Origin of the sequence: Burkholderia sp. Bp9143, from assembly GCF_003853645.1 — a bacterium.
Lineage (GTDB): Bacteria > Pseudomonadota > Gammaproteobacteria > Burkholderiales > Burkholderiaceae > Burkholderia.
Window position 1 is genome coordinate 79,987 of sequence record NZ_QTPO01000018.1, and the last position, 15,968, is coordinate 95,954.

A 15,968-nucleotide genomic window follows, 5' to 3' on the forward strand; every position below is an offset into this window, starting at 1 on the left:
CCATGCCGATCATCGAAAGCCGTCTCGACCCGCGCGACGCGATCCACGACACCACGCTGAACGCGGGCGAACCGTGGCTGCACGACCTGAAGCGCGGGCAAGTCTTCCGCATCCTCGACCTGGAGGGCAACCAGGCCGTCGATACGTTGTTCTACCGGTCCGACGACACCGAGGAGCGTTACAGCGCGCAGGACACGATTCGCGCGCAGCGCAACCTGTACCTGAGCGCGGGCAGCGTGCTGCTGTCGAGCCGGGGCAACCCGATGGTGACGATCGTCGCGGACACCTGCGGCCGTCACGACACGCTCGGCGGCGCTTGCGCTGCCGAGAGCAACACCGTGCGCTATGCGCTCGACAAGCGCTACATGCACAACTGCCGCGACAGCTTCCTCAACGCGATCGCGCACTGCACGTGCGGCGCGGGCGCGCGGCTTGGCAAGCGCGACCTCGTCGGCAACGTCAACTTCTTCATGAACGTGCCCGTCACGCCACTCGGCGGGCTGACTTTCGAGGACGGCATTTCCGCGCCCGGCAAGTACGTCGAGATGCGTGCGGAGATGGACGTCACGGTGCTGATCTCGAACTGCCCGCAACTCAACAATCCGTGCAACGGCTACAACCCGACGCCCGTGCGCCTCACGGTTTGGGAGGCTGAATGAACTACCCCCACGCTCACTATTGTTCGCTGCCCCCCAAGGGGGCGGTTGCCTCCCTTGGGGCGGCCCGGCGGGAGGCAACATGAGATTCGCCAAGGTCCTCGTCGCGAACCGCGGCGAAATCGCGTGCCGCGTGATCCGCACGCTGAAGCGGCTCGGGATTGCGTCGGTCGCGATCTACTCGGACGCCGACCGCGATGTGCGTCATGTGACGCTCGCCGACGAAGCCGTGCGGGTCGGTCCCGCGCCGGCGGCGGACAGCTATCTGAACATCGACGCGATCCTCGCCGCCGCACGTGAAACGGGCGCGCAAGCCGTGCATCCGGGCTACGGCTTCCTGTCCGAGCATGCCGGTTTCGCGGATGCATGCGAAGCCGTGGGCCTGCGCTTCATCGGGCCGCGCGGCGATCAGATGCGCGCGTTCGGGCTCAAGCACACCGCGCGCGAACTCGCCGCTGCGCAGGGCGTTGCGCTGCTGCCGGGCACGGGCCTGCTCGACGATGCGCGGACGGCACTCGCCGAAGCCAATGCGATCGGTTATCCGGTGATGCTGAAAAGCACCGCGGGCGGCGGCGGGATCGGCATGTCCTTGTGCCGCGACGCCGCGCAGCTCGAAGCCGCGTTCGAATCGGTCGTGCGGCTCGGCAACGCGAACTTCGCGCATGCGGGCGTCTATCTCGAGAAGTTCGTCGAACATGCGCGGCACATCGAAGTGCAGATCTTCGGCGACGGCCGCGGCGATGCGATCGCGCTCGGCGAACGCGATTGCTCGGTGCAACGGCGCAACCAGAAGGTGATCGAGGAAACGCCCGCACCGGGTCTGACCGATGAAGAGCGCGACGCGCTGCACGCGAGCGCGGTGCGGCTCGCCCGCGCGGTCGGCTACGCGTCGGCCGGCACGGTCGAATTCGTGTTCGACGCGAACGCGCGGCGATTCTATTTCCTCGAGGTGAATACGCGCCTGCAGGTCGAGCATTGCGTGACCGAAGCGGTGACGGGCATCGATCTCGTGGAATGGATGATCCTGCAGGCCGAAGGCGACCTGCCGCCGCTCGACACGCTCGCCGTCACGCCGCGCGGCGCGAGCATCCAGGTGCGGCTTTACGCGGAGGATCCGCACAAGCAGTTCCTGCCGAGCGCAGGCCTGCTCACGCACGTCGCGTTTCCGGACAACGTGCGCATCGACGGCTGGATCGACGCGGGCACCGAGATCAGCGCGCACTACGATCCGTTGCTCGCGAAGCTGATCGTGCGCGGCGATACGCGGCGCGATGCGCTGGATGCATTGCAAGCCGCGCTGGCGCATACCGAACTGTACGGGATCGAGACCAACCTCGACTACCTGCGCGCCGTGGTCGGCTCGGACACGTTCGCGCGCGGCGCGCCGACGACGGCATTCCTGTCACGCTTCGCGTTCGCACCGCACACGATCGACGTGCTCGACGGCGGCGTGCAGACCACCGTGCAGCAGGCCCCCGGGCGCGTCGGCTACTGGAGCGTCGGCGTGCCGCCGTCCGGGCCAATGGACGATCGCGCGTTCGACCTCGCGAACGCGCTGCTCGGCAACGCGCGCGACGCGGCCGGGCTCGAATTCACGATGGTCGGCGCGACGCTGCGCTTCAACACGGCGACGCTGTTCGTGCTCGGCGGCGCGCCGCTCGCGGCCACGCTCGACGGCGCGCCCGCGCCGTTCTGGCAGGTGCTGCGCGCACGGCCGGGCACGGTGCTGAAGCTCGGCGGCGTGACGGGTGCGGGCGTGCGCGCATGCCTGGCCGTGAAAGGCGGGCTGCAGGTGCCCGACTATCTGGGCAGCAAGGCGACCTTCACGCTCGGCCAGTTCGGCGGCCACGCGGGGCGCGCGCTGCGCAAGGGCGACGTGCTGCATCTGCACGCGGACGCGGGGCGTGGCGACGCGGGCGCGATGCTGGCCACGGCCGACATTCCCGCGCTGACGCATGCATGGACGCTCGGCGTGTTCGACGGTCCGCACGGCGCGCCGGATTTCTTCACGCCCGACGACATCGCGATGCTCTACGGCACGCAGTGGACGGTCCATTACAACTCCAGCCGCACCGGCGTGCGGCTGATCGGCCCGAAGCCGCAATGGGCGCGCGTGGACGGCGGCGAGGCAGGCCTGCATCCGTCGAACATCCACGACAACGCGTATGCGATCGGTGCGGTCGATTTCACCGGCGACATGCCGGTGATCCTGGGTCCCGACGGTCCGAGTCTCGGCGGCTTCGTCTGTCCGGTGACAGTCGTGCGCGACGAGTTGTGGAAGCTCGGGCAGTTGCGCCCGGGCGATACCGTGCGGTTCGTGCGCGCCGGCGTGTCGCCCGCGCATGCCGCCGCGGCGGTCGTGCCGGCGGCACCTGCCGGCGCGCCGGACGATTGCGTGCTGCATCGCGACCCGTCGGCCGGCGGCGGCATCGGCGTGGTCTACCGGCGCTCGGGCGATCGCAACGTGCTGGTCGAATACGGGCAGCTCGTGCTCGACCTCAACCTGCGCTTTCGCGTGCACGCGCTGATGTGCTGGCTCGACGCGCACCGGCTGCCCGGCATGCTCGACCTGACGCCGGGGATTCGTTCGCTGCAGGTGCAGTTCGACGCGCGGACGTTGCCGCTTGCCACGCTGCTCGCGCATCTGCAGGTGGCCGAACGCGAATTGCCGGAAGTTGCCGACATGCGCGTGCCGAACCGCATCGTGCATTTGCCGCTGTCGTGGGACGACCCGTCGACGCGCATCGCGATCGAGCGCTACATGCAGTCGGTGCGGCCCGATGCGCCGTGGTGCCCGAGCAATATCGAGTTCATCCGGCGCATCAACGGCCTGGCGAGCATCGACGACGTCAAGCGCATCGTGTTCGACGCGCGCTATCTGGTGATGGGGCTCGGCGACGTCTACCTCGGCGCGCCGGTCGCGACGCCGATCGATCCGCGGCACCGGCTCGTGACGACGAAGTACAACCCCGCGCGCACCTGGACGCCGGAGAACGCGGTCGGCATCGGCGGCGCGTATCTGTGCGTGTACGGGATGGAAGGGCCCGGCGGCTACCAGTTCGTCGGCCGTACCGTGCAGATGTGGAACCGCCACCGCACCACGCGCGAATTCGAGGCCGGCAAGCCCTGGCTGCTGCGCTTCTTCGACGAGATCCGTTTTTACGAAGTCAGCGAGGCCGAGCTGACCGCGCTGCGCGCGGATTTCATCGCGGGCCGCGCTGCGCTGCGGATCGAGGAATCCGTGTTCGATCTCGGTGCCTACAACCGCTTCCTGCGCGACGAGGCGGATTCGATCGCGACGTTCAAGGCCGCGCAGCAAGCCGCGTTCGATGCGGAGCGCGAGCGATGGCGGGCGGCCGGGCAGGCGGAATACGTCGGCGAGGCGGAGCAGGGCGACGCGCAGGCGGCGCGGGCAGCGGGCGCGCTCGACGACACGCAGCGGGCGATTGCCGCGGACGTGTCGGGCAGCGTGTGGAAGGTGCTGGTCGAGGCCGGCGAGCGCGTGACGGAAGGGCAGGTCGTCGCGATCGTCGAGTCGATGAAGATGGAGGTGGCGGTGACGGCAACGGAAGACGGCACGATCGAGACGATCGATTGCGCGCGGGGCGCGGCGGTGGTGGCCGGCCAGCGGCTGATGGTGATGCGGGCGGGCGCTGCCGAGGAGGTCGCATGAGCACGACGGAACGCTCCATCCTGCCCGGGCTGCGCTCGATTGCCGCGCTGCGCGCGCGCTATGAAGCGGGCGACCTGACGCCGCATGCGCTCGTCGATGCGATCGCCGCGCATGTCGGCGCGGGCGACCCGCATCATGCGTGGATCCGGCCACTGACGCGCGCGGAGATGACGCGGTATGCCGACGCGCTCGCCGGGCGCGACATCGCGTCGTTGCCGCTCTACGGCGTGCCGTTCGCGATCAAGGACAACATCGACCTCGCCGGCATCCCGACGACGGCGGCCTGCCCGGCCTATGCGTACACGCCGGCACGCAGCGCGCCCGTCGTCGAGCGGCTGATCGCGGCCGGCGCGATTCCCGTCGGCAAGACCAATCTCGACCAGTTCGCGACCGGGCTCTCGGGACAGCGCTCGCCTTACGGCGCGTGCCGCAATGCGCTCGATCCGCGCTATGCGTCGGGCGGGTCGAGTTCCGGGTCGGCGGTAGCGGTCGCGCTCGGCGTCGCGACGTTCTCGCTCGGCACCGACACGGCCGGCTCCGGGCGCGTGCCGGCCGCGTTCCACGGCCTCGTCGGGCTTAAGCCGACGCGGGGCGTGCTGAGCACGCTCGGCGTGGTGCCGGCCTGCCGGTCGCTCGATTGCGTGTCGGTGTTCGCGCACTCGCCGGTGGATGCACGGGCGGTGTTCGACGCCGCGCATGGCGTGACCGACGGCGATCCGTACGGGCGCGCATGGCAGCCGCTGCCGGGCGCGGACGGCCTGCGCGCGCAGCCGGCGCGGACGCTCGGGCAGTTGAGATTCGGCGCGCCGCGTGCCGATCAGCTCGAATTCTTCGGCGACGAATCGTATCGCGCGGCATGGGGCGCGGCGCTCGAACGCCTGCGTGCGACCGGCGCGCGGGTCGTCGAGATCGATTTCGGCCCGTTCCTGGCCGCCGCGCGGCTGCTGTACGAAGGCCCGTGGGTGGCCGAGCGGCTCGCCGCGATCGGCGCATTCGCCGCGCGGGAACCCGATGCGCTGCATCCGGTGATCCGCGAAATCATCGGCGGTGCGTCGCGCTTCAGCGCGGCCGACGCGTTCGCGGCATTCGACCGGCTCGCGGCGCTGCGTGTCGAGGCGGGCCGCGCCTGGGGCGGGCTCGATGCGCTCGTGATGCCGACCTCGGCGACGACCGCGACCGTCGACGCGCTCGAGGCCGACCCGATCGGCGTCAACTCACGCTTCGGCTACTACACGAATTTCGTCAACCTGCTCGACCTGTCGGCGATCGCCGTGCCTGCCGGCCTATGCGAAACCGGGCGCCATGCGGGCTTGCCGTTCGGGATCACGTTCGTCGGCCGCGCGCACGACGATGCGCGGCTGCTGGATCTCGCACGGGCGTGGGCCGACGGCACCGTCGCCGCGGACGATGCGGCTGTCGGTGACACCGGGTCACCCGCACCGGTCGCACCTGCGCCCGGCGTGTCGTCCGGCGTCGTGCGCGTGGCCGTCGTCGGCGCGCATCTGCGTGGCGAGCCGTTGAACGGGCAGCTCACGCAGCGGGGCGCACGTTTCGTCGCCGCGACGACGACGGCAGCCGCCTATCGCCTCTACGCGCTGTCCGCGGCGGCATGCGGCGGCGTCGCCAAGCCGGGCCTCGTGCGCGTGCCGGACGGCGGCGCGCCGATCGCGGTCGAGATCTGGGAGATGCCGGTCGACGCCTATGGCAGCTTCGTCGCCGGGATCGCGGCGCCGCTCGGCATCGGCACGCTGACGCTCGCGGACGGCGCGCGGGTGCAGGGTTTCCTGTGTGAAGGCGCGGCGCTCGACGATGCGCAGGACATCACGCGCTTCGGCGGCTGGCGCGCGTATCGCGCACAGGCCGCCAGCGGCGCATTGCAATGAACGCCCGGTCGCGCGTTGCAGCGGCATCCGCGCGACCGGCACCCGAAACGATACGGAGATTCCCATGTCAATGACCCGCAACACGACCGGATGGCTGGCCGTGCGCCGCGAACTGACGACGCGCGGCAAATGGACGCTCGGCCTCGCGTCCTTCCTGCTGCCGTTCGCCGTCTGGTGCCTGATCAGCTATGTGCCGTTCGTCTGGCATCCGCAAATGCGCATCACGAATCCGGGGAGCGTCGACTATTTCCAGACCGGCATGCAGATCGACCGCGACGTGTTCGACGACGAGCTCGCGCATGCACGAGCGACGCACGCGGCCGTGCCCGAAGGCGTGCGCGCGAACCCGGTGTACCTGCCCGCGCCGCACCAGGTGCTGCGCGCGTTCTACACGGCGTTCACGACGCCGCCCGCGTCGCGCGACGGCGTGTGGCTGCACGAGAGCCTGTGGCACAGCATCCGGATCATTTTCTGGGGCTTCGTGATCTCGTCCGCGATCGGCGTGCCGGTCGGCATCGTCTGCGGCACCTTCAGTGCGCTCGCGCGGCTGCAGGAGCCGTTCCTGGAATTCTTCCGCTACCTGCCGGCGCCGGCGTTCGGCGCGCTGATGGTCGCGATTCTCGGCATCTACGACGCGCCGAAGATCGCGATCATCGTGATCGGCACGCTGTTCCAGCAGGTGCTGATCATCGCGAACACGACGCGCAAGCTCGAATACGGGCTGTTCGAGGCCGCGATGACGCTCGGCACGAAGAAGCTGAAGCTGCTCACGCACGTCGTGATTCCCGGCGTGCTGCCGGACCTGTATCGCGACCAGCGGATCCTGCTCGGCTGGGCATGGACCTATCTGATCGTCGCCGAGCTCGTCGGCACGAGCTCGGGCATCACGTGGTACATCAGCCAGCAGGCGCGCTACCAGCATTTCGACAACGTATACGCGGCGATCCTGATGATCGGGATCATCGGCCTCGGCACCGACATCGCGCTCGGACTGCTCGGCCGCAAGCTGTTTCCGTGGGATCGCACGCTGAAAGCGTGACGCCCGTTGACGCGCATCCATCGACCGATTTCCGTAGAGGGCATCATGCAGAATCCGCAAGCCGTTCCCGATTACCTGATTCAATCCGACGCGGTGCGCGAGCGCTTCGCGCGACTGAAATCCCGCGACGTGATTCTCGACGTGCGCCATGTCGGCAAGCGTTTCGCGACGCCGCAGGGCGAGTGCGTCGCGCTCGACGACATCAGTTTCCGTACCCACCGGCGCGAGTTCGTGTGCGTGATCGGACCGTCCGGCTGCGGCAAGTCGACGCTGATTCGCATCCTGGCGGGGCTCGAGGCGCAGACGAGTGGCGAGGTGCTGCTGGACGGCAAGCCCGTGCAGGGGCCGGGCGCCGATCGCGGGATGGTGTTCCAGGGCTATACGCTGTTTCCGTGGCTCACCGTGAAGAAGAACGTGATGTTCGGTCTGCGGATGAACGGCAGCAGCAGCGGCGAGGCTGAACGCGAGGCGCTGCAATGGCTCGATCTGGTCGGGCTGACGCGTTTTGCCGACGTGTATCCGCATCAGTTGTCGGGCGGCATGAAGCAGCGCGTGGCGATCGCCCGCGCGCTCGCGAACCGTCCGCGCATCCTGCTGATGGACGAGCCGTTCGGCGCACTCGATGCGCAGACGCGTGCACGGATGCAGACACACCTGCTCGACATCTGGCGCAATATCGACGTGACGATCCTGTTCATCACGCACGATCTCGACGAGGCGATTTTCCTGGCGGACCGGATTCTGGTGCTGAAGGCGAACCCGGGGGGCGTGCAGGAACTGATCGAGGTGCCGGTGGCGCGGCCGCGGGAATACTCGCAGGTCAATACGCCCGAATTCATTGCGACGAAGGCGCGGCTCGAAGCGCTGATCCATCCGAAGGAGGCGGCGGCGGACGACGATGGCGTCAAGCCGCACATGATCCGGATGACGGACGTTTCCGACAATGTCGAGTAGCGGGGAGCCAGCCGCGCGGATGTGCCCGCGATCCCGTACCACGGGCGATCAGGACGACTGCATGACGGGATCTCGCCCCCGATCGAGTGCGAATATCCATCGTCAATGATTCCGGTTCGGATTTTTTCATAATCGCGCCTGATGGAACGCAGGACAAAATAATGCCGTCTAAAGTGCGGTTAAGTAATGCCGAAGTCCGGCGCGGCTCGTGAAATTCCTTTTGTTTCGATTTTGCGTGCAATATAAGAATCAATTCACCTATGTGCACATCAAGGTCATGGATTCGGGTCGGAAAGGGCGGCCTTGATAACCGTATTGCTGAAACTGGGACATATTTCTTTTGGCCCGCGCCCCGCCGGCCGACGGTGACAACAAATCCATCTCCCCTTGATCGACAAGGCGCCCCGGCCAGTGCGCGCGTGGCGCATCCGGTCTGAGTCCCGCCCCATCTCCCGAAGGCTTCGCGCCTGAAATGTCGATTTTCCGTTCTTGAAACTGTATGAAATATCGAGTCAATCAATAATATTGTTTTGGCAAATTTGAATTTCTATAAAAATAAGCGAGAACTGTCATTATTTACAGGTCATTGGATTAACTGCTCGATGTAAATTTAAATCGCGGGACAGTTTGAAGTTTCAAGATTTCATGCGAATCGTCATCCACTCGGTGATGGCGAATCGTGTGAAACAGTCCGCGCGCCGGCAACCCCATTTACCTGAACGGGAGTTCCTATGTCACGCGTTACCGATGTGCTCGTCTCGATCGATACCGAAACCATTCTCCAGAAATATCCGAATCCCAGCCGGGATCCGAAAACCCCGACGCTGATCGACTGGAAGCACGTGTACATGGTCACGAACCAGGACAACGTCGTTTCCGGGCAGGCGGGCGGCGAACTCGACCTGAGAGCCCAGGTCGGCGACCTGATCCGATGGCGTGAAACGAGCCTGTCGCTGGGCTTCGAGAAACAGGTGGTCTTCTACGGCTTCATCGCCAACCAGGGCAAGGACCTGATCTCGACGCCGACGCCGCGCAAGGCCACGGCATCGGTCCCGATTCCGAATCCGAGCTCGCCGTCGACGCCGACCTGCCAGAAGGTGGACAACTACTACTGGTCGTCGGAAACGCTGTCGGAAGGCCGTGTCACCTACCACTTCTACTTCCAGATCATCGATCGCAACTGCCAGTCGCTGGGTTGCTATCAGTGGGATCCGTTCATCTCGATCCACAACTGATCTCGGCAGGCGGGCGGCCGCGCGGCGGGCGCCCGCGTCATTGTCCTGTTCCGGAGGAAGTGCCATGTCTGGTCTTCGTTGCGATGTGCTTGCGATCGTCGATGCCGTCACGCTGCTGTCGGCCTACCCCGATGCGAGCCGGAACGCCGATGCGCCGACCGTGATCGACGGCCGGCACATCTACGTGGTGAGCCCCGGCGACACCGGGCAGCTCGGCCGCAACGACAGCCGGCTCTTTGCCGGCCTGTCGCCGGGCGACCAGCTCCGCCTGCGCGAAACGGCGCTGGCGCTGCGTGCCGAAGCGAGCGTTCTGTTCATCCGGTTCGCATTGAAGGATGCCGGCATCGTCGCGCCGATCGAACCGGAGGTGCGCGACGCCGCGACGCCGTTGCCGTCCGAAGACGACCTGCTCCATCCGCAGTGCCGGCCGATGCGGGACCATTACTGGCGCGGCGACGTGCTGGCCGCGGGCGCCACGACGTGTACGGCCGATTTCGCCGTACTCGACCGCGACGGTGCCGTGTCCGGCTATTTCCGCTGGGAGGCGTCGATCGAGATCGCCGCTGGCCAGGCGGACTCGAAGCAGCCCGGTTTCAAGCCGTCGTCGGACCGCGACGGCAACTTCAACCTGCCGCCCAATACCGCATTCAAGGCGATCTTCTACGCGAATGCGGCTTTCAAGCAGGACCTCAAACTGTTCATCGACGACGCGACCGAACCGGCCGCGGCGTTTCTGGGAAGCAGTGACGATGGCGTCAGGATGTTCACCCTGAACTCGAACGGCGGAAAGATCCGGATCGACGCATCGGCGAACGGCAGGAAATCCGCAACGGATGCCCGGCTGGCGCCGTTGGCTGCAGGGGATCGAGCGTGGCTGGGTTGGCTCGGCGCCGAGGATGGCGTCGATAGCGATTTCAACGATGGCATCGTCATCCTGCAATGGCCGATCGGCTGATGCCGCGCGTGCAGGATGACGCGGGATTCGGTGTCCAGGGGCGATCCATGTACGTGACGGCGGTGCGGGGTTGAGCGCACATCGCGCTCGCGCTGCTGTTTCACCGGGTACCGCATCTTTTGCCGTTGAACCGACGATTCCTCCACTTCCCGGCCTGATTCCCCGGGGAGAGTGGCGCATAATGTTTTGAGGTCGACCCTTGGCTGGAAGAGGGTTTTATGCGCTGCACAATCTGCGGATCCGAGAATCCTCCCGGGGCGAGGTCCTGCCAGGAATGTCAGGCCGTGCTGTCCCGCACGTGTCCGCATTGCGGGCATGAGGCAGAGCCTGCGGCCCGCTTCTGCAGCCATTGCGGGGCGTCGCTGGCTGCGCCTGCCGCTGAGCCGCCATTGTCTCGACCGTCGGGGCAGGCGCCGTCGCCCACCCCGATTCACTACACACCCGATCATCTTGCCGAGCGCATCCGTGCCGAACACGCGGCCATGGAAGCGCGCGGCGAGCCTGCCGGCGAGCGCAAGACCGTCACCGCGCTGTTTGCCGACATGGCCGGATCGACCGCGTTGATCCACGATCTCGATCCCGAGGTCGCGCATCGCCTGATCGTGCCCGTGGTCGAGCTGATGATGGAAGCGGTTCACTACTACGAAGGGTACGTCGCCAAATCGCTCGGCGACGGCATCCTCGCGCTGTTCGGTGCACCGATCGCCCACGAAGACCATGCGCAGCGCGCGCTCTTCGCCGCATTGCGCATGCAGCAGGCGATGCGGCAACATGGCGACCGCATTCGTCTGCAGGAAGGCATTCCGCTGCAGATTCGCGTCGGCGTTCACACGGGCGAGGTCGTCGTCCGTTCGATCCGCACCGACGACTTGCACACCGATTACGATCCGCTCGGGCATACGATCCACATCGCGTCGCGGATCGAGGGCATCGCCGCGCCCACGTCGATTCTCGTCAGCGAGTCCACCCACAAGCTGGCCGAAGGCTATTTCGAGTTCAAGGCGCTGGGGGCGACGCAGCTCAAGGGGATTCCCGCGCCGCTGTGCGTCTACGAGGTGCTGGGCCTGGGCGCGTTGCGCACGCGCCTGCAGCTGGCGGCGCACCGCGGTCTTGCGCGGTTCGTCGGTCGCGAAACGGAGATGGAACACCTGAACCGGGCGCTGGAGACCATGAGGGCAGGACACGGGCGCGTGGTCGGCGTCGTGGGGGAGGCCGGCGTCGGAAAGTCTCGTCTTTTCCACGAGTTCAAGGAGCGTTCGCGGCGCGGGGCGCTGGTGCTGGAGACGTTCTCGGTCTCGCACGGCAAGGCGTTTCCCAATCTGCCGCTCATCGAACTCCTGAAGAATTATTTCCAGATCACGGCGCAGGACGACGAGCGGCGCTGCCGGGAAAAGGTCATCGGCAAGGCGCTCGCGCTCGAGCGCGGTTTCGAGGACCTGGTGCCCTACGTCCTCTATCTGCTTGGTATCGGCGAAGGCGGGCCGGTACTCGTCGAGATGGATCCGCAGATCCGGCGCGAGCGTACCTTCGATGCGATCCGGCAGCTTTTCGTGCGAGAGAGCCAGAATCAGCCGGTCCATTTGCTGTTCGAGGATCTGCAATGGCTGGACCGTGAAACGGAGGCCTTCCTCACCTACCTGATCGACCACGTGCCGGACGCACGCATCCTGCTTCTGGTGAACTACCGGCCCGAGTATCGGCCCGCGTGGGCGCACGCCGCGCATTGGAGCACACTTCGCCTCGAACCGCTTGGCCCCGCCGATGCGCAAGGACTGCTGGCGGCGCTGCTCGGCGAGGATCGCTCGCTCGTGCCCCTGAAGCAGCTCATTCTGGAGAAGACGGAGGGCAACCCGTTCTTCATGGAGGAAGTGGTCCAGACGCTCGTCGAGGAGCAGTCGCTGCTCGGCGATGCCGGGCGCTATCGCATCGTGGAGACGCCCGCGACGCTGCACATTCCGACCACCGTGCAGGGCGTGCTCGCCGCGCGGATCGACCGGCTGCCGATCGAGGAAAAGGAACTGCTGCAGGCACTCGCGGTGATCGGCCACGAGTTTCCGTTCAGCCTGATCCGGCGGATTTGCGGCGAGGAGCCGGCGCGGGATGACGAACTGCGGCGCCTGCTCGCGCATCTGGAAGCGGCGGAATTCATCTACGAGCACCCCGCCTTTCCCGAAGTCAATTATTCGTTCAAACACGCGCTGACCCAGGAAGTGGCCGGGCGCTCGTTGCTCACGGAGCGGCGTACCACGCTGCACGAGCGCACCGCGCAGGCGATCGAGGTGCTGTTCCCGACGCGCATCGCCGATTACTGCAGCGAACTGGCGCACCACTACAGTCAGAGCGGCAACATTCCCAAGGCGGTCGAATACCTGCATCGTGCGGCCCAGCAGGCATTGCGCCATGCCGCCCATCACGATGCCATGAATCACCTCGGCGCGGCGCTTGCGCTGCTGAAGCGCTTGCCGGACACACCCATGCGTGCGCATTGGGAACTGACGCTGCTGCTTTCCCTCGGCCCGGTCTTGATGGACGTGCACGGGTATGGCTCCACGGAGGTGAGCGAGACCTATCGGCGCGCGCTCGAATTGTGCGAGCGGACGGGCGAGGTATCGCAACGCTTCGCGACGCAGCTGGGATTGCGGATACACCATGCGGTGCGCGGCGAGTATGCGATCGCGAGCGCGCTGGGCAAGCAGATGCTCGATACGGCGCGGGAGGCGAATGACCCGGGCCTGCTCGTGGAGGCCCATAGTGCACTGGGCGGGTGCTTGTTTCTGCAGGGCGATTTCGGCGCCGCTCGCGCGAGCCTGGAAGAGGCCCTCGCGATCTACGATCCGAAGCAGCATCAGGCACACGTCTTCACACACGGGGTGGATCCCGGCATTCGGGCGCTCAGCTACCTCGCGTTGACCTTGTGGTTTCAGGGATATCCGGAACAAGCGCTCAAACGCAGCGGCGAAGCACTCGCGCTCGCGCAGGGTCTTTCCTACGGGCCGTCCCTGGCGTTCGGCCTGACCTACGCGGCCCACTTGCATCAGCTGCGCAGGGAGCCGGTGCTGGCCGGTGAGCGTGCGGATGCGGTCATTGCCGTATCGGCCGAGCACGGATTGCCTTACTGGCTCGCATGGGGGACGCTGCTGCGAGGCTGGGCGACGAGCGCACAGGGAAGCATCCAGGACGGCATCGCGCAGATGCGGCTGGGCCTCGATGCGCTGCGGGCAGCCGGCGGCGAAGACTTGCGGCCGTATTCTCTCGCGTTGCTCGCCGACAGTTACTGGCGCGCGGGCGATGAGCGCGCGGCACGGGACAGGCTGGAAGAGGCGATGGCGATCATCGAGAAATCCGGCGAGCATTGCTACGAGGCCGAGCTGTACCGGCTCACCGGTATCCAACTGGCCGGCGGCGCTGGCAAGGAGGGCACGGCAGCTGAAGGTGACGACGAAGCGGTCGACTGCTTTCAAAGAGCGATCGCACGCGTACGCCGGCAGGGTGCCCGATCGCTCGAATTGCGGGCAGCGTCGGACCTGGCGCGGCTGTTGCAACGGCAGGGGAAGACGGCAGAGGCAAGGCAAGCGCTGTCCGAGGTGGTCGGCTGCTTCACGGAAGGCTTCGACACGCGCGACCTGCGGGAGGCGAAAGCGCTGCTGGATGCATTGGACGCGCGCACGGGATGAAGGGAACGACGGCGCACGGCGATGTATCGCGTGACGACGTGCGTTCCATGACCTGCCGCTGCGCCGCATGCGCGGCGCGCCGAGGAGACGTGCATGACAACCACAAACACAAGACGCCGCAACGATGTCCCGCGCAAACCGATCGCGCTCGCGTTGCAGGGCGGCGGCATGCACGGCGCCTTCACCTGGGGCGTGCTCGACCGCATGCTCGAGGACGGCCGGCTCGAAATCGAAGGCGTCAGTGCCACCAGTGCCGGCGCGATGAACGCCACCGTGCTCGCATACGGGATGCAAAAGGGCGGCGAAGACGGTGCGCGTCAGGCTCTGCACGACTTCTGGCGCGCGGTCGCGCAATCGGCGGAGCGCTACAACCCGCTGCGCTGGGCGCCCTGGCTGAAGGGCACGCACAGCTTCGGGCTCGATCATTCGCCGCTCTATGCGTTCGCCGACATGATGCTGCGCGTTTTCTCGCCCTATCAGTTCAATCCGAACAACCTGAATCCGCTGCGCGAGGTGCTCGAGAGCCAGGTCGACTTCGACGCGCTGCGCAAGCACTGCCCGATCCGGCTGTACGTGTGCGCGACCAACGTCGAGACGGGGAAAATACGCCTCTTCACGGGAGAGGACGTCAGTGCCGACGCGGTGCTTGCATCGGCATGCGTGCCGACACTGTTCCAGGCGGTCTCGATCGATGGCGAGTTCTACTGGGATGGCGGGTACATGGGGAATCCGGCCATCTATCCGCTCATCTACAATTGCGCGACGCGCGACGTCGTGATCGTGCACATCAATCCCCTCGTGCGCCGCGGTGTACCGATCACGGCCGCGGAGATTCTCAACCGCATCAGCGAGATCAGTTTCAATTCGTCGCTGATGCGCGAGATGCGCGCCATCGCGTTCGTCACCGACCTGATCCAGCAAGGCACGATACAACGCGGCGAGATGAAGGAAATGCTGATCCATTCGATTCGCGCCGACGACGCGCTGAGCGCGTTGAGCGTATCGAGCAAGTACAACGCGGATTGGGGATTTCTGAGCGAGCTGCATGACCACGGGCGACGCGAGGCGGATGCGTGGCTCGCGCATCACTACAGCAACATCGGACAGCGGTCGAGTATCGACATTCGCAGGGAATTTCTCTGAGCGCATCGCGGTAATGTCGGCATGGGGCGCGCAGGCGCAGTCGTCCCGGGCCAAGGAGCGAACGTGAACCGGACGCAGGCGCGGTTCGTCGCGTTGTGGTCGTGCAGCGGCGGGACACATGCCGAGGATGTTTATCGCATGCTGGCGCAATGCTATGCGGAGCCGGCGCGCCATTACCATACGCTCATGCATGTCCGGCGATGCTTGCGTCATCTCGACCTGGCGCGCGGCGCGATTGCCGAGCCGGACGCCGTTGAACTCGCGCTCTGGTTCCACGACGTGATTTTCGTTCCGGGCGCGCAAGACAACGAGCAGCGCAGCGCGGACTGGTTCCGGCACCAGGCGCGGGGGCGAATCCGCGCGTGCGACCCGATCTGCGCGATGATCCTCGCGACGACCCACTCGGGGATTGCCGCGGAACCGGATACCCGTTTCGTGTGCGACATCGACCTGGCCGTGCTCGGCGCGTCCCGCAGCCGATTTCGCGAAGATGGCCGGCGCCTGCGGGCGGAGCGCCCCGATCTCGACGACCGGGCATACGACCGCCACGAACGGACGATTCTGCGCGGGCTGCTCGACCGTCCGCGCATCTATCTGACGGATTTCTTCTACATGCGCTGCGAGGCGCGAGCGCGCGGCAACCTGAGCTGGCGGCTGGGTTTGCCGATTCCGGCGTGACGGCGAGTGCGGTCGATGAAGTTGCGCACACGTGCGTGCCTCGCGCTGGCCAGTCTGCGCCACGGTCTCGTGCCCGGG

The 15,968-nt window shown here is 66.5% G+C and carries 10 protein-coding genes; all 10 read left to right on the forward strand.

Annotated elements, in window-relative coordinates:
• Positions 1-2 precede the first annotated feature (2 nt).
• The 10 genes from DIE23_RS15880 to DIE23_RS15925 all read left to right on the forward strand — a co-directional run bounded on the left by DIE23_RS15880 (position 3) and on the right by DIE23_RS15925 (position 15,890).
• Entirely contained in the window at positions 3-659 is a 657-nt protein-coding gene (locus DIE23_RS15880; RefSeq protein ID WP_124613004.1) for an urea amidolyase associated protein UAAP2, read from the forward strand.
• 79 nt (positions 660-738) lie between these two features.
• Positions 739-4,329: an urea carboxylase gene (gene uca / locus DIE23_RS15885; protein WP_124613005.1), complete on the forward strand. Its 3,591-nt coding sequence runs from the start codon at positions 739-741 to the stop codon at positions 4,327-4,329.
• Complete coding sequence (gene atzF, locus DIE23_RS15890; RefSeq protein ID WP_124613006.1) at positions 4,326-6,212, forward strand: allophanate hydrolase; 1,887 nt, start codon at positions 4,326-4,328, stop codon at positions 6,210-6,212. Before uca ends, atzF begins: the two co-directional genes overlap by 4 nt.
• A 64-nt stretch (positions 6,213-6,276) precedes the next feature.
• Entirely contained in the window at positions 6,277-7,251 is a 975-nt protein-coding gene (locus DIE23_RS15895) for an ABC transporter permease (protein ID WP_124613007.1), read from the forward strand.
• Positions 7,252-7,296: 45 nt separating this feature from the next.
• Positions 7,297-8,205, forward strand: a complete 909-nt coding sequence (locus DIE23_RS15900) for an ABC transporter ATP-binding protein (RefSeq protein WP_124613008.1) — start codon at positions 7,297-7,299, stop codon at positions 8,203-8,205.
• 731 nt (positions 8,206-8,936) lie between these two features.
• The gene (locus DIE23_RS15905) at positions 8,937-9,440 is read left to right on the forward strand and encodes an inclusion body family protein (protein WP_124613009.1); all 504 of its coding nucleotides are present in this window, start codon (positions 8,937-8,939) and stop codon (positions 9,438-9,440) included.
• The gene (locus tag DIE23_RS40185) at positions 9,346-10,395 is read left to right on the forward strand and encodes an AidA/PixA family protein (protein ID WP_260436077.1); all 1,050 of its coding nucleotides are present in this window, start codon (positions 9,346-9,348) and stop codon (positions 10,393-10,395) included. Before DIE23_RS15905 ends, DIE23_RS40185 begins: the two co-directional genes overlap by 95 nt.
• A gap of 218 nt (positions 10,396-10,613) precedes the next feature.
• The gene (locus tag DIE23_RS15915; RefSeq protein ID WP_124613010.1) at positions 10,614-14,069 is read left to right on the forward strand and encodes an adenylate/guanylate cyclase domain-containing protein; all 3,456 of its coding nucleotides are present in this window, start codon (positions 10,614-10,616) and stop codon (positions 14,067-14,069) included.
• 93 nt (positions 14,070-14,162) lie between these two features.
• A complete protein-coding gene (locus DIE23_RS15920; RefSeq protein ID WP_124613011.1) occupies positions 14,163-15,212 on the forward strand; it encodes a patatin-like phospholipase family protein in 1,050 nt (349 codons plus the stop codon).
• A 138-nt stretch (positions 15,213-15,350) separates the two neighbouring features.
• Entirely contained in the window at positions 15,351-15,890 is a 540-nt protein-coding gene (locus DIE23_RS15925) for a hypothetical protein (RefSeq protein WP_185646467.1), read from the forward strand.
• Positions 15,891-15,968 lie beyond the last annotated feature (78 nt).

Coding starts and splice junctions, on each gene's coding strand:
- atzF (WP_124613006.1), top strand. CDS start 4,326: ATGAGCACGACGGAACGCTCCATCCTGCCCGGGCTGCGCTCGATTGCC.
- DIE23_RS15900 (WP_124613008.1), top strand. CDS start 7,297: ATGCAGAATCCGCAAGCCGTTCCCGATTACCTGATTCAATCCGACGCG.
- DIE23_RS15895 (WP_124613007.1), top strand. CDS start 6,277: ATGTCAATGACCCGCAACACGACCGGATGGCTGGCCGTGCGCCGCGAA.
- uca (WP_124613005.1), top strand. CDS start 739: ATGAGATTCGCCAAGGTCCTCGTCGCGAACCGCGGCGAAATCGCGTGC.
- DIE23_RS15920 (WP_124613011.1), top strand. CDS start 14,163: ATGACAACCACAAACACAAGACGCCGCAACGATGTCCCGCGCAAACCG.
- DIE23_RS15880 (WP_124613004.1), top strand. CDS start 3: ATGCCGATCATCGAAAGCCGTCTCGACCCGCGCGACGCGATCCACGAC.
- DIE23_RS15925 (WP_185646467.1), top strand. CDS start 15,351: ATGCTGGCGCAATGCTATGCGGAGCCGGCGCGCCATTACCATACGCTC.
- DIE23_RS15905 (WP_124613009.1), top strand. CDS start 8,937: ATGTCACGCGTTACCGATGTGCTCGTCTCGATCGATACCGAAACCATT.
- DIE23_RS15915 (WP_124613010.1), top strand. CDS start 10,614: ATGCGCTGCACAATCTGCGGATCCGAGAATCCTCCCGGGGCGAGGTCC.